Here is a 20676-nt window from a genome sequence, read left to right as displayed (position 1 = left end):
GCCCATGAGATACCTCACGGCCGTTCCGCTCCTCCTTCTCGCCGCCGCGCCGGCGGCCGCCCATCCGGGGCCCCACCTGCACCCGCATGACGGGGCGGGCTGGCTCTGGGTCGTGGCGCTTCTCGCGCTCGCTGCCGCGGCGCTCCTCGCCTGGGCGGGGTGGCGGCGATGATCCCCGGAGAGGTCTTCCCCGCCGAGGGCATGCTGACGCTCAACGAAGGCCGCGAGGCGGTCACGTTGATGGTGGCCAACACCGGGGACCGCCCGGTGCAGGTGGGCAGCCACTACCATTTCGCGGAAGCCAACCCCGCGCTCGAGTTCGACCGCGCGGCGGCGCGGGGTCTGCGCCTCGACATTCCCGCGGGCTCGGCCGTGCGCTTCGAGCCCGGGCAGCGCCGCGAGGTCGCGCTGGTGCCGGTGGCGGGCGCGCGGCGGATCTTCGGGTTCAACGGCCAGGTCATGGGGGCGCTCTGATGCCCGCACGGATTTCCCGCGCCGAGTATGCCGCGATGTTCGGCCCCACGACGGGCGACCGCCTGCGCCTTGCCGACACCGATCTTGTCGTCGAAGTTGAGAAAGACCTTACAACCTACGGGGAAGAGGTGAAATTCGGCGGTGGCAAGGTGATCCGCGACGGCATGGGCCAGAGCCAGGCGACCCGCGCCGACGGCGCGGTCGACACGGTCGTCACCAACGCGCTGATCGTCGACCATACCGGCATCACCAAGGCCGATGTGGGGCTGAAGGACGGGCGGATCGCGAAGATCGGCAAGGCCGGCAATCCCGACATCCAGCCGGGCGTCGACATCGTCGTGGGGCCGGGGACGGAGGTCATCGCCGGCGAGGGCAAGATCCTGACCGCCGGCGGCTTCGACAGCCATATCCACTTCATCTGTCCGCAGCAGGTGGAGGACGCGCTGCATTCCGGCATCACCACGATGCTGGGCGGCGGCACGGGGCCGGCGACGGGCACCATGGCCACAACCTGCACGCCGGGGTCCTGGCACATCGGGCGGATGCTGCAGGCGGCCGACGCCTTCGCGATGAACCTGGCCTTCGCCGGCAAGGGCAACGCCTCGCTGCCGCAGGCGCTGGTGGAGCAGGTGGAGGCGGGCGCCTCTGCGCTCAAGCTGCACGAGGACTGGGGCACGACGCCGGCGGCGATCGACTGCTGCCTCTCGGTCGCGGACGACCACGACATCCAGGTGATGATCCACACCGACACGCTCAACGAGAGCGGGTTCGTCGAACACACCCTCGCCGCGATGAAGGGGCGCACGATCCACGCCTACCACACCGAGGGCGCGGGCGGGGGCCACGCGCCCGACATCATCCGCATCTGCGGCGAGGCGCATATCCTGCCCTCGTCCACGAACCCGACGCGGCCCTTCACGGTCAACACCATCGAAGAGCATCTCGACATGCTGATGGTCTGCCACCACCTCGACAAGTCGATCCCCGAGGACGTGGCCTTCGCCGAGAGCCGGATCCGGCGCGAGACCATCGCGGCCGAGGATATCCTCCACGACATGGGCGCGTTTTCGGTGATGGGCTCGGACAGCCAGGCGATGGGCCGGGTGGGCGAGGTGATCCTGCGGACCTGGCAGACCGCCGACAAGATGAAGAAACAGCGCGGGCGGCTTGGCGACGAGACCGGCGAGAACGACAATTTCCGCGTCCGCCGCTACATCGCCAAATACACCATCAACCCCGCAATCGCGCACGGCCTCGCCCACGAGATCGGCAGCGTGGAGGCGGGCAAGCGCGCCGACCTCGTGCTCTGGTCGCCCGCCTTCTTCGGGGTGAAGCCCGATCTGGTGCTGATCGGCGGCACCATCGCGATGGCCCAGATGGGCGATCCGAACGCCTCCATCCCCACGCCGCAGCCGGTCTATTCGCGGCCCATGTGGGGCGCCTATGGCCGCTCGGTGGAGCGCTCGGCCGTCACCTTCGTGAGCCAGGCGGCGCAGGCGGCCGGCATCCGTGACACGCTGGGGCTGGCCAAGGAGACCGTCGCGGTCCACGGCATCCGCGCCGTGACGAAGCGCGACCTGATCCTCAACGACGCGCTGCCGAAGATGGAGGTGGACCCGGAGACCTACGAGGTGCGCGCCGACGGGGAGCTTCTGACCTGCGCGCCGGCCGAGGTGCTGCCCATGGCGCAACGCTATTTCCTGTTCTGAGGCAATGACATGACCGAGCTTCCCATCGCGCAGACGCTCCATCGCAAGGGCGAATGGCACGGGCCCGCGGAGTGGGTACGGCTCGACTACGAGTCGCGCTTCCTGCGCCGCAAGCGGCTGGAGACGCGGGACGGTGTGCCGTTTCTCGTCGATCTGCCGCACACCGTCTCGCTGGAGCATGGCGACGCGCTGGAGCTTTCCGACGGGCGGCTCGTCGAGGTCGTGGCCGCGCCCGAGCCGCTTTACGAGGTCACGGGCGACCTGCCGCGGCTGGCCTGGCATATCGGGAACCGTCACACGCCCTGCCAGGTGGCGCCTGGGCGGCTCTTCATCCGGCGCGATCACGTGCTCCGCGACATGCTGGACCGCCTCGGCGCCCGGATCGAGGAGGCCGAGGCGCCCTTCACCCCCGAGGGCGGCGCCTACGGCCACGGCAGGACCCACGCCCATGCTCACTGAGCCCGGGGCGGATGCGCTCCTTACCCTCGCGCAGTGGCTCTCGCCGGCCTATCCCACGGGCGGCTTCGCCTGGTCCCACGGGCTCGAGACCGAGATCGCCGAGGGGCGGGTGCGCGACCGGGAGAGCTTCGCGGCCTGGCTCGCCGACGTGCTGGAGCATGGGGCGGGGCGCGCTGACGCGGTGTTCCTGATGGAAGGCTGGCGCGCGGAGACCCCCGCGGAGGTGCGGGAGGCCGACGCCACGGCCCGCGCCTTCGCGCCCTCGGCCGAGCGTCGCGCCGAGACCGTGGAGCAGGGCGCGGCCTTCGCCCGCACCACCGCCGCCGTCTGGGGGCTCGACCTCGCGCCGATGGCCCAGCCCGTGGCGGTGGGGCGCGCCGCGCGCCTCATGGGCCTGCCCGGGGAAGAGACGCTGCGGCTCTACCTCCACGCCTTCGCCACCGCGCTCGCCGGTGCGGCGCAGCGTCTCGTGCCCCTCGGCCAGACCGAGGCGCAACAGGCGCTCGCCGGGGCCGCGCCGCTTTGCGCGCGGCTCGCGCGGGAGGCGGGCGCGCTCGGGCCCGACGATCTGTCCTCCATCGCATGGGCGGCCGACATCGCCTCCATGCGCCACGAAACTCTCGAGACGAGGCTTTTCCGCTCATGACCATGAACGGCCCCCTTCGCGTCGGAATCGGCGGCCCGGTGGGCGCGGGCAAGACGACGCTCACCGCCGCGCTGGCCCGCGCCCTCGCGCCCGATCACTCCATCGGCGTCATCACCAACGACATCTACACGCGGGAGGACGCCGAGGCGCTTCTGCGGATGCAGGTTCTCCCCGGGGACCGGGTGATCGGGGTGGAGACGGGCGGCTGCCCGCACACCGCGATCCGCGAGGACGCCTCGATCAACCTCGCCGCCGTGGCCGAGCTCTCCGCCCGTCATCCGGGCCTCGAGATCGTGCTGATCGAGTCGGGCGGCGACAACCTCGCGGCCAATTTCAGCCCTGAGCTCGCGGATCTGACGATCTACATGATCGACGTCGCCATGGGGCAGGACATCCCGCGCAAGAAGGGGCCGGCGCTGATGCGCTCGGATCTGCTGGTCATCAACAAGACGGACCTCGCGCCCCATGTGGGCGTCGATCTCGAGGAGATGCGCCGGGACGCCGCCGAGAACCGGCAGGGCCGGCCCACCGTCTTCGCCGCGCTGCGCCAGGGCGAGGGTGTGGCGGAGGCGGTGGCGCATCTGCGGGAACTGGGCGGGCTCGCGCCGCGCCCGCTGCGCGCGGCGCGCTAGGGCCGGGCGCGCTGCGGGCCGCGTCAGCCGCCCGCGCCGGCGCGATACCATTCGGAGAGGGCCTGCCGCTCCTCCCCGGTCATGTAGGTGAGGTTGCCGGGCGGCATGGCGTGGCTCGCCCCGGCCTGCAGGAAGATCGCGCGGGCCTGGCGCGCGACGTCCGCCTCGGTCTCGAGCGCGACACCCTTGGGCGCCCAGTGCAGCCCCTGCCAGAGCGGCTCGCGCGCGTGGCACATGGAGCAGCGGGCGAGCACGATGCCGTGGGCCGTCCCGAACCCCTCGGCGGCGGCGAAGCGCGCCGCGGCGCCGGTCTCGGGCAGCGCGGCCTCCGCGGGCGCGGGGCCGCGGCCGGGCAGGGCGGAGAGCCACATGATCGCGAGGAAAAGGATCGCCGTCGCCGCCCATGTCCAGTTCGGGCGGCCCTTACGGGCGTGCAGGGTGTTGAAGTAGTGCCGGATCGTCACCCCCATCAGGAAGACGAGCGCCCCGATCGCCCAGGCATGGGGCGTGCCGAAGGCCAGCGGGTAGTGGTTCGACAGCATCAGGAAGATGACCGGCAGGGTGAGGTAGTTGTTGTGGGTGGAGCGGAGCTTGGCGATCCGCCCGTATTCGGGATCCGGCACGCGCCCGGCCTTGAGGTCGCCCACGACGATGCGCTGGTTCGGCATGATCACGAGGAAGACGTTCGCCGTCATGATCGTCGCGGTGAAGGCGCCGAGATGCAGAAGCGCCGCGCGCCCCGTGAAGACCTGGTTGAGGCCCCACGACATCGCCACGATGACCCCGAAGAGCGCCAGCATCAGCACCACGGGCCGGTGGCCGAGGGGCGACCGGCAGAGCCCGTCGTAGATCAGCCAGCCGAGCGCGATGGAGCCCGCCGAGAGCAGCACCGCCTGGAAGACCGAGAGATCCGCCTTCGCGGGATCGATCAGGTAAAGTTCCGCCCCCGCCCAGTAGAGGATCATCAGGAGCGCCGCGCCCGACAGCCAGGTGGCGTAGCTTTCCCACTTGAACCAGGTGAGGTCTTCCGGCAGCCGCTCGGGCGCCACGGCGTATTTCTCGACGTGGTAGAAGCCGCCGCCATGCACCTGCCATTCCTCGCCGGTCACGCCCTCGGGCATGCCGGGGCGGCGCACCAGCCCGAGATCGAGCGCGATGAAATAGAACGAGGTGCCGATCCAGACCATCGCGGTGACGACGTGCAGCCAGCGCACGGCGAAGGCGATCCAGTCCCAGAAGATGGCGAAATCGAGCATGGCGAAGCCTCCGGTGGGCACCGCCCCGGCATAGCGCCGCCGCGCGCGGGAGGAAAGACCAGCCGCGCCGCCCGCGGGCCGCGGGACCGCGCCTGCCGAAGGATCGGGCCGCGGCGCGGCGCCTAGCTGCCGCGATAGGTGGAATAGCCGTAGGGCGACAGCAGGAGGGGCACATGGTAATGCGCCGCGCGATCCGCCATGCCGAAGCGGATCGGCACCTCGTCGAGGAAGAGCGGCTCCGCGGCGGCCGCGCCTTGTGCGCGCAGGTAGTCGCCGGCGGCGAAGACCAGCTCGTAAACGCCTGTCTCGAAATCCTTTTCGGGCAGGATAGGCCCGTCCGTCCGGCCGTCGGCGTTGGTGGTGGCGCGGGCCACCTCGCGGCGCGTGCCGTTCTCGATCCGGTAAAGCGCGATCGCAATCCCCGCCGCCGGGCGGCCCGCCGCGGTGTCCAGCACATGGGTCGTGAGATAGCCCGCCATGGCGCGCCCCCTTTTCTTCCGTCTCGCTTTCCGGTCTCATCCCGCGCGCGTCCCGTCAAGCAGGAGGACCGAGGTGCAGCGCTACCCCCGCGACATGACAGGCCACGGCCCCACGCCCCCCGACCCGCGCTGGCCCGGGGCCGCGCGGGTGGCGGTGCAGATCGTGCTCAACTACGAGGAGGGCGGCGAGAACTGCATCCTGCACGGCGACGCGGCCTCCGAGGCCTTCCTGTCGGAAATCTCGGGCGCCGAGCCCCGGCCGGGCGAGCGCCACTGGAACATGGAGTCGATCTACGAATACGGCGCGCGGGCCGGGTTCTGGCGGCTCCACCGGATGCTGGCCGGCCTGCCCGTCACCGTCTTCGGGGTGGCCACGGCGCTCGCCCGCGCGCCCGAGCAGGTGGCGGCGATGAAGGACGCCGGCTGGGAGATCGCGAGCCACGGGCTCAAGTGGATCGAGCACCGCGCGATGCCCGAAGAAGAGGAGCGCGCGCAGATGGCCGAGGCCATCCGCCTGCACGCCGAGGTCGTCGGCGCGCGCCCGCGCGGCTGGTACACCGGGCGCTCCTCGATGAACACCGTTCGCCTTGCCGCCGAGGAGGGCGGCTTCGCCTATGTCGCCGACAGCTACGCCGACGATCTGCCCTACTGGATCCGCACCGGCGGGCGCGATCAGCTCGTCGTGCCCTACACGCTCGACGTGAACGACATGCGCTCCGCCGTGCCGGCCGGGTTCGGCTCGCGCGCGGAGTTCGAGCGCCATGTCCGGGACGCTTTCGACACGCTCTACGCCGAAGGATCGGCCGGGGCGCCGAAGATGCTGTCCATCGGGCTGCATTGCCGCCTCGCAGGGCGGCCGGGCCGGGCCGCTGCGCTCGCCCGCGCGCTCGACCACATGCGCGGCCATGACGGCGTCTGGTTCGCCACGCGGCTCCAGATCGCCGAGCACTGGGCGCGGGAGCACCCGCCCGCGCGCGGCGAGCGCCCCTCCGAGATGGACCGCGCGCGCTTCGTCGCGGCCTTCGGCGGCATCTTCGAGCACTCGCCCTGGCTCGCGGAGCGCGCCTGGGCGCTGGAGCTCGGGCCCACTCACGACACGGCGCGCGGGGTTCACGCGGCGCTGGCGCGCGTCTTCCGCAGCGCCTCGGAGGCGGAGCGGCTGGGCGTGCTGCGCGCGCATCCCGACCTCGCGGGGCGGCTCGCTGCGGCGCGGCGGCTTACCGAGGCGAGCGCGGCGGAGCAGGCCGCGGCCGGGCTCGACGCGCTCACCGACGCGGAGCGGGAAAAATTCACTTCTTTCAACGCGGCTTACACCGAGAAGTTCGGGTTTCCCTTCATCATCGCCGTGCGCGATCACGACAAGGCGGGCATCCTCGCGGCCTTCGAGCGGCGGCTGGCCAACGACCGCGAGGCCGAGGTCGCGGAAGCCTGCCGGCAGGTGGAGCGGATCGCCGAGCTCCGGCTGCGGGAGGCGCTCGGATGAGCCGGGAGATCGTGGCGCGCCCCCTCGACGCGGCGGCCTTCGCACCCTTCGGCGACGTGCTGGAGGCCGCGGGCGCGCCCGACCAGCTCATCAATGCCGGGCGGTGCAGGCGCTTCCACGACCGCGCGCGGCTCGATTTCGGCGACGGGCGGGCGGGGATCAGCCTCTTTCGCGCCGAGCCCCGCGCGCTGCCGCTGGAGCTCGACCTCGTGGAGCGCCACCCGGGGGGCAGCCAGGCCTTCCTGCCGATGACCGCCGATCCCTTCCTCGTCGTGGTGGCGCCGGACGAGGGCGGGCGCCCGGGCCGGCCGCTGGCGTTCCTGACGCGGCCGGGGCAGGGCGTGAACTACCTGCGCGGCACCTGGCACGGGGTTCTGGCGCCGCTCGCGCCGCCGGGGCTCTTCGCGGTGGTGGACCGGATCGGCCCCGGCGCGAACCTCGAGGAGCATGTCTTCGCCACGCCCTGGCGGATCACGGCGGGCTGAGCGGCGGGTGGCGGTTCACGTCCTTGTAGAGAAGGTAGCGGAAGGGCCCCGGTCCCCCGGCATAGCAGGCCTGCGGGCAGAAGGCGCGCAGCCACATGAAATCGCCCGCCTCCACCTCCACCCAGTCGCGGTTGAGCCGGTAGACGCCCTTGCCCTCCAGCACGTAGAGCCCGTGCTCCATCACATGGGTCTCGAGGAAGGGAATCGCCGCGCCGGGCTCGAGCGTCACGATCGTCACGTGCATGTCGTGGCGCAGATCGTCCGGGTCCATGAAGCGGGTCGTGGCCCAGCCCCCCTCGGTGCCGGGCATCGGGTCGGGCGCGATCTCGGCCTCGCTGGTGACGAAGGGGGCGGGAAGACCCAGCCCCTCGACGGCCTGGTGGCGCTTGCGGATCCATTGCAGGCGGGCCGGTTCGCCGCCCTCGTTGCGCAGCCGCCACTGCGTGCCGGGCGGCAGGAAGGCGAAGCTTCCGGGCGCGAGCCGGTGCGTGGCCCCCGCGAAGGAGAGCGCCGCCGTCCCGCCGGTGACGAAAAGCGCGGCCTCGGCCTCCGGGTCGGGTTCGGGGCGGTCGGAGCCGCCGCCGGGGGCGACCTCCAGCGCGTATTGCGCGAAACTTTCGGCGAAGCCGCTCATCGGGCGGGCCAGCACCCAGGCGCGCGTTTCCCGCCAGAAGGGCAGGCGGCTTGCCACGATGTCGCGCTGCACGCCGGCCGGGATGACGGCGTAGGCCTCGGTGAAGACGGCCCGGCCGGTCAGAAGATCGCCCTGGCCGGGATGCCCGCCCGGCGGGGCGGCGTATCGCCTGTCGGTCATGCGCTCGCGGTCCTTCAGCTTCTGGCCTCTCGCGCCTTTGTCGGACGAAACGGCGCGGCTGTCACGTCCCTCGCGCGCCAGGGGCGTTGACGCAAGTCAAGGCCCCGCCCGCGCCGTGATGTTCAGGTGGGCGCAGCGACGACGGGGAGGCGGCGATGGCAGCGACAGCAAGCGGACCCGAAGGGCTGCCCGCGGAGCGGTTGCAGACGCGCTGCGACCCGTCCGCGTTCCCCTTCGCCAGCACGGCCGAGCTCGACGGGCCGGCCGACCTTATCGGGCAGGAGCGCGCGCTCGACGCGATCCGCCTTGCCGGCGCGATCCCGCACCGGGATTTCAACGTCTTCGCGCTGGGCCCCGAGGGTACGGGGCGCCACAGCGCGCTCATGCGGATCCTGGGCGAGGCGGCCGCCGATCGGCCGCGCCCGAAGGACTGGGTCTACGTCAACAACTTCGAGGCCGAGCACAAGCCGCGCGCGATCGGGCTGCCCGCCGGCGTGGCGATCCCCCTGCGCGCGGCGATGCAGGACCTCGTGGACGATCTGGCCAGCGATCTGCCCGCGCTTTTCGAGTCCGATGACTACCAGAGCCAGCGCCGCGCCATCGAGCAGGAGTTCAGCGAGGAAGAGGAGTCCTCGCTCGAGGAGTTCGCCGAGCGCGCCCGCGCCGAGGACATCGCGCTCCTGCGCACGCCGATGGGCTTCATGCTGAGCGCGCTGCGCGACGGCGAGCTCGTCAAACCCGACGACTACCGCAAACTCGACGAGGAGGAGCGCGCCGAGATCGACGCCAAGATCGCGCGCCTTCAGGAGGAGCTGGCGGTCGTGCTGCGCGAGGCGCCGCGCCGCGCCAAGCGCCACCGCGAACGGGTGGAGGCGCTGAACGCGGCGATGGCCAAGCGCGTGGTGGACGCGCGCGTGGCCGAGGTGGCCGAGGCCTTCGACACCATTCCGGACATCCAGGATTTCGTGGCCGAGCTGCGCGAGGACATCGTGGCCAACGCCGAGCTTTTCCTGCGCCGCGCCGCGCAGTCGAAGGACGCCCCGTTCCCCGACACCGTGGGCAAGGCGCACATGGACCCGGTCTTCGGCCGCTACGCCGTCAACGTCATGGTGGGGCAGGAGGCCGAGACCGAGACCGGCGCGCCGCTCGAGCACGAGGCGCTGCCGACGCTCGACCGCGTGGTCGGGCGGATCGAGCACGCCACGCATATGGGCTCCCTCGTCACGAACTTCACTATGATCAAGCCCGGCGCGCTGCACCGCGCCAACGGCGGCTTTCTCGTGCTCGACGCGCGGCGCATCCTGTCCGAGCCCTACGCCTGGGACGGGCTCAAACGCTGCCTGCGCAACGGCGAGATCACCATCTCCTCGCTCGGCGAGCGGATGAGCCTCGTCTCCACCACCTCGCTCGAGCCCGACCCGATCCCGCTCGACCTTCGGGTGGCGCTGGTGGGCGACCGGATGCTCCATGCGCTGCTGGTGATGCTCGATCCGGATTTCGCACGTCTTTTCAAGCTTCAGGCCGATTTCGACGATGTCGCGGACCGCGATGACGAGACGCTGATGGGCTTCGCGCGACTTTTCGGATCGCAGGCGCGCGCGGCGGGGCTGCGCGCGCTCACCGCGGCGGGCGTCGCGCGTCTCGCCGACGAGGCGGCTCGCCTTGCGGGCGACACGGAAAAGCTCAGCCTGCGGCTCGAGGCGCTGGGCAACCTGATGCAGGAGGCCGACCATTACGCCGGCGCGCGGGGCGGAGAAGAGATCGGCGCCGGGGACATCGCGGCCGCGGTCACGGCGCGCGAGCGCCGCGCCTCGCGCCTCCGCGACCGGATGCAGGAGGCGATCCGCCGCGGCACCGTGCTCATCGACACCGCGGGCGCGGAGGTCGGGCAGATCAACGGGTTGTCGGTCATCGGGCTGGGCGACTACGCCTTCGGCCGGCCCTCGCGGATCACCGCGCGGGTGCGCCTGGGCGCGGGCAAGCTCGTGGACATCGAGCGCGAGGTGGAGCTTGGCGGCCCGCTGCATTCCAAGGGGGTAATGATCCTGTCGGGCTACCTCACGGGCACCTACGCGCGCGATCTGCCCTTCTCGCTTCATGCGAGCCTCGTCTTCGAGCAGAGCTATGGCGGCGTCGACGGCGACAGCGCCTCCTCCGCGGAGCTTTACGCGCTGCTGTCGGCGCTTGCGGGGTTGCCGATCGACCAGGGCCTCGCCGTGACGGGCTCGATCAACCAGAAGGGCGAGGTTCAGCCCATCGGCGGGGTGAACGAAAAGATCGAGGGCTTCTTCGAGACCTGCGCCGCGCGCGGCCTGACGGGGCGGCAGGGCGTGCTCATCCCCGAGGCGAACGTGGCCCACCTGATGCTGCGCGACGAGGTGGTGGAGGCGGTGCGCGCGGGCGAGTTCCGCGTGATCCCGGTGTCGCGCGTCGACGAGGGGGTCGGGATCCTGACCGGAACGCCCGCGGGCACGCGCGGCGAGGATGGGGAATTCCCGCCCGAGAGCGTCAACGGGCGCGTGGACGCGGCGCTGCGCCGCTTCGCCGAGGCGCGGCGCGCCTTCGTGCGGGCGCCGTCGCGGCCGGGCGCCGGGGGACCGGACGGGGAGGGCGCGCCATGAGCGCCCCCGCGCCGCGGCTTCTCGTCGGGGCGGGCAGCTTCGCGGAGGCGCGGCGTGCCCTGCGCCTGGCCGAACTGCTGCGGGGGCGCGCGCTCGGCCGGGTGGGCGGGCTCCTCTTGGCCGATCCGCTGCCGGGCCGCCTGGCCGAGCTGCCGGGGCAGAGGCTGGTGAGTTTCGGCGGAGAGCTGTCGCCCGCGCCGGGCCGGGCGGCCTTCGCGCGCCTTGCGTCCGGCGACGCGCGCGCCTTCGAGGCGGCGCTGCGCGCCTTCGCCGCGCAGGCCGGCACCGGCTGGAGTTTCGAGCGGCGGGAGGCCGAGCTGGCGGAGGGGCTTCTGGGCGCGGCGGCGGACTGGGATCTCGTGGTGATCGGGCAGGGCGCGGACACAGCGGCCGCCGGGCGCGTGGTGCTCGTGTCGGCACGAGGGGACGGGCCCGGGCCGCTCTACCCGCTGGCGGCCGACCTTGCCGGCCGGATGGGCGCGGATCTCGTCGAATCGGGGCTCGATGCGGCCGGGCGCGCGCGGCTCGGCCGGATGAGCGTCGCCTGCCTCGTGATCGACCGGGCCGACGCGCTGGCGCTCGGCCGCGCGGGGCTGCGCGCCCTTCTTGACGCGGCGCGGGGTCCCGTGCTGCTGGCGGCGCCGCGCGCGGGCTGACGCGGCGCCCCGCGGCGCGCTTCGCCCCGCCCGGAACGGCGACGAAGATTCACCCGAAACACGACACCTTTCAGACACTTTCTCGCGCCTCAATGGCCGCAATCCTCCTCTCTAAGGGAGGTTCGCATCCTGCCTTGCGTCAAGGACGAGGACGAGGACGTGACCGAGCAGACCGAAGACATCGCCGTCGATCCGGCAGAAGAGTTCGGGGACGCGCTGCGCCCCGGGACCGAGCTGTGCGGCGGCCAATACACCATCGACAGCTACCTGAACTCCGGCGGGTTCGGGATCACCTATCTTGCGCGCGACAGCCTGGGCCGGAAGGTCGTGATCAAGGAGTGCTTTCCCGGCGCCATGTGCTGCCGCAAGAGCGACAACGTGCGGCTGCGCTCGCGCTCCTACCAGTCCGATTTCGACAAGATCATCGAGCTGTTCGAGCGCGAGGCGCGCGCGCTTTCCGCGCTCGAGCATCCTAACATCGTGGGCGTGCACCAGATCTTCAAGGACAACGGCACCGCCTACATGGCGCTCGATTTCATCGAGGGGCGGGACCTTCTCCAGATCATGGAGGAGGAGCGGGACCTGCTGACGCCCCGGACGATAAAGCGGCTGCTGATCCAGCTGCTCGACGCCGTGGCCTACATCCACGAGCGCGGGATCCTGCACCGCGACATCTCGCCCGACAACATCCTGCTCGATCCCGACAACAGTCCGGTGCTGATCGACTTCGGCGCGGCGCGCGAAAGCGCGAGCCGCGCGAGCCGGATCCTGTCCAAGGTGCACACGGTGAAGGACGGCTACTCGCCGCAGGAATACTACCTCGCGGGCAGCTACCAGGGCCGCTCGAGCGATCTCTACGCCCTTGCCGCCACCTTCTACCATCTCATCAACGGCCGTCCGCCGCCGAACAGCCACCTGCGGCTTGCCGCGACGGCCGAGAACCGCCTCGACCCCTATGTCCCCCTCGGCAACGGCACGAAGGGCTACGACGCCTATTTCCTCACCGCGCTCAACCAGTGCCTGAGCGTCTTTCCCAAGGATCGCCTCGACAGCGCCGAGGAGTGGCGCGAGATGGTGGACACCGAGCGCCGCGAGGCCATGCTGCGCGCCCAGGCGCAGAAGGACAAGGACATGGAGCACAAGATATCCATGCTCGTCACGCAGTCCCTGCAGGCGATCGAAGAGGACGACAGGACCGCGCCATCGGCCGCGGAGGCCGCGGCCCGGGAGGCGGTCGCGGCGCGGGCGCCGGGCGAGCCGCTGACCGTGCCGGTCGGCTCGCGGATGTCCGACTTCCCGTCGCGGATCCGTCCGCGCCGCGATCCCGTCTCCTTTGAGGATCTTTATCCGGAGGCGGAGGCGCGGCCGGCCGCCAGCCGCGGGCCCGCGGCCGCGCCGCCCGCCGCCGCCCCGGCGCCGCGGCTGCTGCCACGGCTGCTTTCGGGCGCGGCCCGGTTCCTGTGGCGGCGGCCCCGAACCCGTCCCGGCAATTACAGAGAGGCGCAGAGACAGAGATGAGGCAGCTCCGAGACGTGATCGTGCGCAAGCGCCCCCGGGCGCGCCAGGAGGACAGTTCCGAAGACGTGCCCTATGTCCGGGATTTCGCCGAGATCGCGGCCGAGCGCCCGCGCCGCGCCGAGGGCGGGGCGACGGCGGAGAACGGCGGCGACACGCCCGGGCGCGACGTCGCCGAGGAGCTCGTCCAGATCGCCGGGGCCCGCACCGCGCCGCCCGCGCCCGAGGCGCCCGCGCAGGACGGCGCCGACGACGCCGAGACCGCCGCGCCGAAGATCTGGGATCTCGAGCCGGAGCCGGACCCCGACCGGGAGGATGCGGCCCCCGAGGCGCCCGCCCCGGCCGTGGCGCCCGGCCGGACCGCGCGCGCCGGACGGGTCAAGACCCGGCTTGTGGGCTTTCACGGCGAGGAGTTGCCGAAGGATGTCTTCGCGCAGCCGCCCGTCGCGCGCGCGCCCACCGCCGAGTTCCCGGCCGGCTGGCTCGTCGTGGGGGAAGGGCCCGGCCGCGGGGCCTCCTTCTCGGTCGCCGCGGGCGTGTCGACCATCGGGCGGGGCGACGGGCAGACCATCCAGCTCGATTTCGGCGATACCAGCATCTCGCGCGATCACCACGCGGCGGTCGCCTACGACGACGAGCAGAACCGCTTCTTCGTCGGTCACGGCGGCAAGTCGAACATCGTGCGGCGCAATGGCAACCCCGTGCTCGCCACCGAGGATCTGGAGGATGGCGACCTGATCCGCGTGGGCAAGACGGTGCTGCGCTTCGTCGCCCTGTGCGGTCCCGGCTTCCGTTGGGAGTTGGGCGAAACGGACGGGCAGGCCGATGCTGCAGGCCGCTGAACTGCTTCTCGATACCGCCTCGGCGCTGTCTCAGGGGCGCCGGGAGCGGCAGGAGGATGCCGTGATCACGGGCTTTCCCCAAGGCGGGGAGATCGGCATCGCCGTGCTGTCGGACGGCATGGGCGGCCATGCCGCGGGCGACCTCGCCAGCCGTCTCATCGTCACGGAGGTCTTCAGCGAACTCATGCTGCACGGCGCCGAGGCCGACCGCTTCCGCGACGCGACACCCGCGATCCTGCGTCACGCGGTGGAGGGCGCGAACGAAAGCGTCCGCGCCCACGGCGACGCCCGGAGCGACTGCGACGGGATGGGCGGGACCGTCGTGGCCACGGTGGTGCAGGGCGGCTGCCTGCACTGGGCGTCGGTGGGCGACTCGCCGCTCTACCTCTTTCGCGACGGAGCCCTCTCGCGGCTCAACGAGGACCACTCCCTGGCCGCGCAGATCGACCTGATGGTCAGCGAAGGGCTGATGGACGCCGAGGTGGCGCGCTGCCACCCGCAGCGCAATTGCCTGTCCGCGGTGCTGATGGGGGAGGCGATCGAGCGGATGGACTGCCCGGCGGAGCCGCTTCCGCTTGTGCCGGGCGACGTGGTGGTGATGGCCAGCGACGGTCTGCAATTCCTCGACGACGCCACGATCGCGGGCATCCTCGAGCGCCATGCCGCGCAGTCGAGCGACACGATCGCCGCGGCGTTGCTCGACGGCGTGGCCGCGCTCGACGATCCCGACCAGGACAACGTCGCGCTGGTCGTCATCCGGGTTTCGGACGCGCAGACGCCCTCGCGCCTGGGCATGGCGCCCTTTCTTCCCGGGGCCGATGGCCGCTTCGCGCCCGGCGCGGCGGCGGCCAGCGCCTTCGGCGCCCTGCGCCAGCTTGTCGGCGGCGCGCGCCAGCGGAGGTCGACGTGACGGTCGCCCCGCGCATCGACGCGGCCGGCGCGCTGGCCCGGCTGGAGGCGGCACGCGACGCGCGCGCCCTGCCGCCGCGTGCCGCGGATCGCTGCGGGCGCATCATCGACGCGCTACGCCGTCCCGTCCGCGTGGCGATCCTGGGCCTGCCGGGGGCGGGAAAGCGCCGGCTTCTCGATGCCTTCGCCGGACATGCGATCGCGGCCGGCGACACGGTGCTGCCGACCTGCCAGCTTGCCTTCGGCGAGGCGGCGCGGACCACGGCCACGCTCGCGGACGGCGCGACGCTGACACGCGACGGGCTGCCCGACGCGGCGCTTCTGGCCAAGGGCGCGGTCTTCCTGCGGATCGAGGCGCCGCTGCCCGCGCTGCGCCGCATGTCCTTTCTTCTGGTGGCGGCCGAGGGCACGCCGCGCGACATGCGCGCGGCGCTGCGCTGGTGCGCGCCGCGCACCGATCTGGCGCTCTGGTGCACGCGGCGCTTCGGCGATGAGGAGCGGGCGTTCTGGCGCGACGGGCCCGAGGCGCTCAAGCATCACGCGCTTCTGGTGCAGACCGACCCGGACGCGCCCGCCGTCGAAGGCTGGGCCGAGGCCGGCTTCGACGGACGCTACCCCGTCGCGCCGGCGGCTGACGGCGCGGCCGGGACGCTGGCGGGCATGGAGGCGCTTTTCGCGCGCCTCGCGCGCGACATCGACCACGCGCTGGCCGAGGATCTGGACGCCGCGATGCTGTTCCTGAACCGCTTCGAGCCGAGGCCCGCCGCCGAGACCGCGGACGCCGAAGACGACAGCGCCCCCGCGCCGAACCGTCCCGCCGACGCGGGGTCCCCGCCCGCCGATCCGGGCGCGGCCGTGGCCGCACCGCGCCGCCCGGCCGACGTGACGCGCCTGTCGCGCCCCTTTCTCTACCTCCGCGCCCGCGCCCGCGCGCTTCTCGAACGCCTCGCCGACGCCGAGGCGCAAGGCGGCTGGGCCGGCGACGTGCTGGCCCATTGCACGGAGACCACCGAGCGCCTGGCCGACCTGCTGGAGGCCGACGCGCCCGACGACGTCTCGGGCGCCGCGCTGCACCGCGCGGTGATCGAGGCGAGCGAGCTTGCCGTGCTGCTCCAGCTCGAGGGCGGCGAGGAGCAGGCCCGCGAGGCCGCGACGCTGCTTCTGCAACTGCGCGAGGAGTTCGCGCAGGAACTCGCGGCATGACCCCGCTGCGCCCCATCACCGGCGCGCCGCGCCGACCTGACCACGCCGCGTGGCCCCCGCCGGGCCGCGCCGCCATCCCCCGGGGGACCGTTTGACATGACTGCCGAAAAACTCCGCCTCGACCCTGCCGAGCGTGTGCCGCCGAAATCGGGCCTCCTGTCGGCCACCTATGCCGGGTTCTCGGGCCGCGCCGGCCGGATCGAGACCCTCGACCGGGCCATCGCCGATATCGGCGAGGCCGGCGATCGCGCGATCGACATCGCCGCGCAGCGGATGCGCAAGCGGCTGCGCGAGTTCGAGCCGAGCGTGACGATGATCGGGCAGGTGAAGGCGGGCAAGACCTCGCTCGTCAACGCGATGATCGGCTGGCCGGGCCTTCTGCCGGCCGACGTCAATCCGTGGACCTCGGTGGTCACCTCCCTGCACATGGACCCGCGCCAGACCGCGGTGGGCAATTCGGCGCGGTTCCGTTTCTTCAGCGAGGAGGAGTGGGGCCGGCTGCTGGAGCGCGGCGGCCGCGTGGGCGAGCTGGCCCGCCGCGCCGGCGCCGAGCAGGAGATCGAGAAGGTCCGACAGCAGCTCGAGGAGATGCGCGAGAAATCGCGCCGCAGGCTCGGCCGGAAGTTCGAGATGCTGCTCGGGCAGGAGCATGACTACGGCTATTTCGACGAGGAGCTCGTCCAGCGTTACGTCTGCCTCGGCGACGATCTCGACGCCAGCCCGGAGGACCGGCAGGGCCGTTTCGCCGACATCACCAAGGCCGCGGACCTGCATTTCGGTCAGCCCGAGCTGCCGATGAAGCTGTGCATCCGCGACACGCCGGGCGTGAACGACACCTTCATGATCCGCGAGCAGATCACCATCCACGCGATCCGCGAAAGCCGGATCTGCGTGGTGGTGCTGTCGGCGCATCAGGCGCTGTCGTCGGTGGACATGGCGCTGATCCGGCTGATCTCGAACATCAAGTCGCGCGAGGTCGTCATCTTCGTGAACCGCATCGACGAGCTGGCCGACCCGGGGCGGGAGGTGCCGGAGATCCGCGACAGCATCCGGGCCACGCTGCAGAGCCATGGCGGCCCGGCCGAGGCGCAGATCATCTTCGGCAGCGCCTTCTGGGCCAACCACGCGCTGAGCGGCCGCTATGACGGGCTCAAGGGCGCGAGCGGCGAGGCGCTGCTCAACTGGGCGCAGTCGGAGGTGTCCGCCGAGAACGCCGACCCGTCCGTCGACTCGATGATCTGGAGCCTGTCGGGCTTGCCCGCGCTCGGCAAGGCCATCGCCGAACGCGCCGACAGCGGCCCCGGCGCGGAGCTCGAGGCGAAGATCGCGCGCGCGGCGCGCAACCTCGCGAACGGTCTTTCCGCCTCGCGCAGCGTCGTCTCGCGCGGCGCGGAGGGCGCGTCCGTCACGCCGATCGACCCGGACCGGATCGGCGCCGAGATCGACCGGATCGAGGCCGAACGGCTGGAAGAGCTGCGCAGCCGCCTCGACGCCGCGCTCGACGACTTCCGCGGGCGCGCGGCCGGCACGCACCGCACCTTCCTCGACCGTGCGGCCGCCTCGCTCATCCAGCATCTGGAAAAGCACGGCGAAAAGAAGGTCTGGATCTACGAGCCGAGCGGGCTGCGCCTGCTTCTGCGCTCCGGCTACCGGGTCTACGCGCGCGCGGCCTCGAAGATCGGCGAGGACGTGTTCTACCGCACCACATCGGAGATCTGCGATCTCTACCTGCGCGCCTTCTCCATCCCCGAGAAGAGTTTCGCGCTCGAGGCGCCGCCGGTGCCCGCCGCCCCCGCGCCGGTGCTTCTGGGTCAGACCATCGCGCTCGACCTCAAGGGCAACTGGTGGACCCGCTGGTGGCGGCGGCGGCGCAGCTACGCGTCCTTCGCGCGCGAGTTCACCGATCTCATCCACGCCGAGACGCTGCCCGTCGTGCAGGCGCTCGAGACCGATCACGCGGCCGCCTACGCGCGGGGGATCGAGGCGGCGCTCGCGGAATTCCTGTCGGGCCAGCGCGCGGTCCTCATGGACCTGGCCGAGCGCGCCGATCTCGACGCGGGCGAGCTGCGCGCGCAGATCGGCGGCGGCCAGCAGCGCTGGGACACGCTGAAATCCACGCTGTCGGTGCTGGCAGCCTTCGACAACACCTGACCCGGAGGAGGGCGCGACCCATGTCCGAGACCAGCGAGATCCAGAGCCTGCCCGTGAGCGGCCGCAAGCCCCGCATCGTGCTGATGGGCGAATTCAGTTCCGGCAAGAGCACGCTGGCGAACCTGCTGATGGAGCAGGCCGTCTCGCCCGTGAAGGTGATCGCCACCCAGCTGCCCCCGGTGTGGTACAGCGAAGGCGACGGTGCGCCCTTCCGCATCACCCATGCGGGCGAGCATGTCAGGCTCGACGCCGAGGGCCTCAGTCGCGTCGGCGTGGAGGACACGCGCGCCGTGCGCGTCTTCCTGCGGGCGGGCATCCTCGGGCTTTGCGACCTCATCGACGCGCCCGGCACCTCGGACCCGAACATGGATCCCGAAGTCTGGCAGGCCGTGCTCGAGGAGGCGGATGCGGTGATCTGGTGCACGCCGGCCACCCAGGCCTGGCGCCAGTCCGAGGCCGCGGTCTGGGAGGAGGTGCCGCTCGAATTGCAGGAGAAGAGCCTGCTGCTCGTCACGCGGATGGACAAGATCCTGTCCGAGACCGACCGGACGCGCGTCTTCCGCCGGGTGGAGCGCGCGGTCGAGGGTTGTTTCCACGCCGTCTACCCGATCTCGCTTACCGAGGCGCTGGAGGCCGAGGGCGATCCCGAGCTCTGGGAGGAAAGCGGCGCGGCGGCCTTCACCGATGCGCTGGTGGAGCTTCTGGAGGATCTCGTCGAGCAGGTCGCCCGGCGTCCGAAGGGCGCGCCGCGCCTTCCCTCGGCGGCCCCGGCCGAGACCGGGTCGGCGGGCGCGGAGGCCGCGGCACCCGAAAAGATCGCCGATCGCCTGCGCGCCCGCCAGAGCGGGCAGCCGCCGCAGGAGAGCGCCGGGGCGCCCGACACCGACGCCGCGGGCCCCTACGAGGACGAGGCGCAGCCCGAACGCCCCGGAGAGCCGGCACCGGCCGACGCCGCAGTGCTGCCGCGCCGCGTGGCGCCGCCATCGGGCGGCGGCCGCCGCCGCGCACGCCCGGGGCCGGGCGAGAAGGCGCCGTCGCTCTTCTGACGGGGGCGCGGCCCGGGCGGCGCGCACGCGGGGCTTGTATCCGCGGGCGCGCTGACGCAGAACGGCGGGCATCCACAGACCCGGACAGGCCCGCCGATGACCGCCGATGATCTCGCCCAGCTGCGCGCCGATCTGCCCGAATGCGAACTCGCGGTGTTCGCCGACGTTTTCTCGGGGACCGTGCTCGCCGCCGACGCCGCGCTGAAACACCCGCAGGAGAACCTCGACGCGCTGTGCGCCGAGGCGGCCCGGCTCTTTTCCGGCGCGGGCGCGTTCGAGGGGGCGGAGCCCGACACCGCCGTGGTGCTGACCCCGGTGACCTGCCGCGCCTTTTTCCGCGATCCCGCCGAGCCGGGCGAGGCGCTGTGCTGCCTCTGCGCGCCGGGCGTCCCGCCGGAGCGGCTTCTCGAGGCGGGGCGCGCCGCGTTCGCGGGGGCGGGATGAGCGGGTCCGGACCCATGGGCCGGGGGGCGCGCCCTTGAACGGGCTCGACGATCTGCGCGCCGTGCTGCGGCGGGTGGCCTCCGAAGGGGTGGCGCCCGCGCGGGAACATGCGCTTTCGGCCCCCGAGGACGCGCTCGCCGTCATCGTCCGACAGATCGACGCCACCGTTCTCGGCCGCGTGATCGCCTTCGATTTCGAGGGGCGTGGCCGGCTTCTCTGCGAGGCGTCGGGCCGGCGTCTCTTGCGGCTCGTTCCGCCCTTGCCGGACGGTCTGGGCCCTGAGGCCGAGGCGCTCGCCGGGACGCCGCTTTCCGGCGCGGAGGAGGATCACCTTGAAGCCCTCGCCGCGCTGCTGAGCGGTCTTGCGGCCGGCGCGTCGCGGCTGCGGGTTTCCTCCGCGCCGCGCGGCGACGGCACCGAGACGGGCGAGACCGGGATCTCGGCCGCGCGCCTTGCCGAGGCGCTGGGCGTCGGCACGGCGCTCGCGCCGAAACGGGCCGGCGGGGATGCGCTGGCGGCGCTCGTGGAGGGGCTCGAGGTGCATCTGCGGGCCGCCTTCCGCGCGAGCGGCGCGCAGATCACGGTGCTCAAGGGCGACGGGGCGCTGATCGAGACGCTGACCGGCTGGAGCGAGACGGCGCTCGAAGGGCTGGTGGGCGGCGAAACACCGCCCGCCGCGGAGCTTCGGGAGGAGGGGCTTCTGCTTTTCGGCCTGCCCGCGCCGGCCGGCGGGCATCTCGCCGTGGCGGGGCAGGGCGGCGACATGCTGATCGCCCTGCTGGACGACGCGGGCCTCGCGCCGGCCATGCGGCTCTGGCAGAGCGTGCGCGCCACCTGACCGCGGGGGCCGGA

Annotated in this window: 21 protein-coding genes; 18 read left to right on the top strand and 3 right to left on the bottom strand. The window is 72.5% G+C overall.

The features are described from left to right. The first annotated feature begins 4 nt into the window (after nt 1–4). The 6 genes from AB6A65_RS00530 to ureG are packed head-to-tail and all read left to right on the top strand — an operon-like array spanning nt 5 to nt 3920. Nucleotides 5–172: a hypothetical protein gene (locus AB6A65_RS00530; protein ID WP_371036399.1), complete on the top strand. Its 168-nt coding sequence runs from the start codon at nt 5–7 to the stop codon at nt 170–172. Beyond that, nucleotides 169–474: an urease subunit beta gene (locus tag AB6A65_RS00525; protein ID WP_371036398.1), complete on the top strand. Its 306-nt coding sequence runs from the start codon at nt 169–171 to the stop codon at nt 472–474. Before AB6A65_RS00530 ends, AB6A65_RS00525 begins: the two co-directional genes overlap by 4 nt. Continuing rightward, nucleotides 474–2183 (top strand): urease subunit alpha, encoded by a 1710-nt coding sequence (gene ureC, locus AB6A65_RS00520; protein ID WP_371036397.1) that lies wholly within the window; start codon nt 474–476, stop codon nt 2181–2183. Before AB6A65_RS00525 ends, ureC begins: the two co-directional genes overlap by 1 nt. A 9-nt stretch (nt 2184–2192) precedes the next feature. Beyond that, entirely contained in the window at nt 2193–2642 is a 450-nt protein-coding gene (locus AB6A65_RS00515; protein ID WP_371036396.1) for an urease accessory protein UreE, read from the top strand. Beyond that, nucleotides 2632–3288, top strand: coding sequence for an urease accessory protein UreF (locus tag AB6A65_RS00510; protein WP_371036395.1), 657 nt, complete (start codon nt 2632–2634; stop codon nt 3286–3288). The genes AB6A65_RS00515 and AB6A65_RS00510 overlap by 11 nt, the downstream gene beginning before the upstream one ends. After that, the gene (gene ureG / locus AB6A65_RS00505; protein WP_371036394.1) at nt 3285–3920 is read left to right on the top strand and encodes an urease accessory protein UreG; all 636 of its coding nucleotides are present in this window, start codon (nt 3285–3287) and stop codon (nt 3918–3920) included. The genes AB6A65_RS00510 and ureG overlap by 4 nt, the downstream gene beginning before the upstream one ends. Nucleotides 3921–3943: 23 nt before the next feature. On the opposite strand, the gene AB6A65_RS00500 is transcribed toward ureG, so the two are convergent. Together AB6A65_RS00500 and uraH are read right to left on the bottom strand one after the other, a co-directional pair. Next, entirely contained in the window at nt 3944–5176 is a 1233-nt protein-coding gene (locus AB6A65_RS00500; protein ID WP_371036393.1) for a urate hydroxylase PuuD, read from the bottom strand. A gap of 122 nt (nt 5177–5298) precedes the next feature. Next, nucleotides 5299–5655: a hydroxyisourate hydrolase gene (gene uraH, locus AB6A65_RS00495; RefSeq protein ID WP_371036392.1), complete on the bottom strand. Its 357-nt coding sequence runs from the start codon at nt 5653–5655 to the stop codon at nt 5299–5301. Nucleotides 5656–5728: 73 nt separating this feature from the next. On the opposite strand from uraH, the gene puuE reads away from it, so the two are divergent. Together puuE and AB6A65_RS00485 are read left to right on the top strand one after the other, a co-directional pair. After that, entirely contained in the window at nt 5729–7138 is a 1410-nt protein-coding gene (gene puuE, locus AB6A65_RS00490) for an allantoinase PuuE (protein ID WP_371036391.1), read from the top strand. Continuing rightward, nucleotides 7135–7623 (top strand): ureidoglycolate lyase, encoded by a 489-nt coding sequence (locus AB6A65_RS00485; RefSeq protein ID WP_371036390.1) that lies wholly within the window; start codon nt 7135–7137, stop codon nt 7621–7623. The genes puuE and AB6A65_RS00485 overlap by 4 nt, the downstream gene beginning before the upstream one ends. Here the strand turns inward: AB6A65_RS00485 and AB6A65_RS00480 are convergent. After that, a complete protein-coding gene (locus AB6A65_RS00480) occupies nt 7610–8437 on the bottom strand; it encodes a bifunctional allantoicase/(S)-ureidoglycine aminohydrolase (RefSeq protein ID WP_371036389.1) in 828 nt (275 codons plus the stop codon). The two genes, AB6A65_RS00485 and AB6A65_RS00480, sit on opposite strands and share 14 nt — an antisense overlap. Nucleotides 8438–8592: 155 nt before the next feature. Here AB6A65_RS00480 and AB6A65_RS00475 point away from each other — a divergent pair, with 155 nt between their 5' ends. The 10 genes from AB6A65_RS00475 to AB6A65_RS00430 all read left to right on the top strand — a co-directional run bounded on the left by AB6A65_RS00475 (nt 8593) and on the right by AB6A65_RS00430 (nt 20662). Then, entirely contained in the window at nt 8593–11058 is a 2466-nt protein-coding gene (locus AB6A65_RS00475) for a Lon protease family protein (protein WP_371036388.1), read from the top strand. After that, entirely contained in the window at nt 11055–11714 is a 660-nt protein-coding gene (locus AB6A65_RS00470) for a hypothetical protein (RefSeq protein WP_371036387.1), read from the top strand. The genes AB6A65_RS00475 and AB6A65_RS00470 overlap by 4 nt, the downstream gene beginning before the upstream one ends. 159 nt (nt 11715–11873) lie before the next feature. Then, nucleotides 11874–13232: a serine/threonine-protein kinase gene (locus tag AB6A65_RS00465; protein ID WP_371036386.1), complete on the top strand. Its 1359-nt coding sequence runs from the start codon at nt 11874–11876 to the stop codon at nt 13230–13232. Then, nucleotides 13229–14071 (top strand): FHA domain-containing protein, encoded by an 843-nt coding sequence (locus tag AB6A65_RS00460; RefSeq protein ID WP_371036385.1) that lies wholly within the window; start codon nt 13229–13231, stop codon nt 14069–14071. The genes AB6A65_RS00465 and AB6A65_RS00460 overlap by 4 nt, the downstream gene beginning before the upstream one ends. Next, nucleotides 14055–14981 (top strand): PP2C family serine/threonine-protein phosphatase, encoded by a 927-nt coding sequence (locus AB6A65_RS00455; protein ID WP_371036384.1) that lies wholly within the window; start codon nt 14055–14057, stop codon nt 14979–14981. Before AB6A65_RS00460 ends, AB6A65_RS00455 begins: the two co-directional genes overlap by 17 nt. Then, nucleotides 14978–16183, top strand: coding sequence for a hypothetical protein (locus AB6A65_RS00450; RefSeq protein WP_371036383.1), 1206 nt, complete (start codon nt 14978–14980; stop codon nt 16181–16183). The genes AB6A65_RS00455 and AB6A65_RS00450 overlap by 4 nt, the downstream gene beginning before the upstream one ends. 96 nt (nt 16184–16279) lie before the next feature. Continuing rightward, nucleotides 16280–18334 carry a dynamin family protein gene (locus tag AB6A65_RS00445; RefSeq protein ID WP_371036382.1) on the top strand — a complete coding sequence of 685 codons (2055 nt, stop codon included), beginning with the start codon at nt 16280–16282 and terminating at the stop codon, nt 18332–18334. Nucleotides 18335–18354: 20 nt separating this feature from the next. Then, nucleotides 18355–19380: a hypothetical protein gene (locus AB6A65_RS00440; RefSeq protein WP_371036381.1), complete on the top strand. Its 1026-nt coding sequence runs from the start codon at nt 18355–18357 to the stop codon at nt 19378–19380. 96 nt (nt 19381–19476) lie between these two features. Next, nucleotides 19477–19824, top strand: a complete 348-nt coding sequence (locus tag AB6A65_RS00435) for a hypothetical protein (RefSeq protein WP_371036380.1) — start codon at nt 19477–19479, stop codon at nt 19822–19824. 34 nt (nt 19825–19858) lie between these two features. Next, nucleotides 19859–20662, top strand: a complete 804-nt coding sequence (locus AB6A65_RS00430) for a hypothetical protein (RefSeq protein WP_371036379.1) — start codon at nt 19859–19861, stop codon at nt 20660–20662. The last annotated feature ends 14 nt before the right edge of the window (nt 20663–20676 follow it).

It is taken from the genome of Rhodosalinus sp. FB01 (genome assembly GCF_041365715.1).
Taxonomy (GTDB): domain Bacteria; phylum Pseudomonadota; class Alphaproteobacteria; order Rhodobacterales; family Rhodobacteraceae; genus Rhodosalinus.
This window is presented reverse-complemented; position numbering and strand designations above follow the sequence as displayed.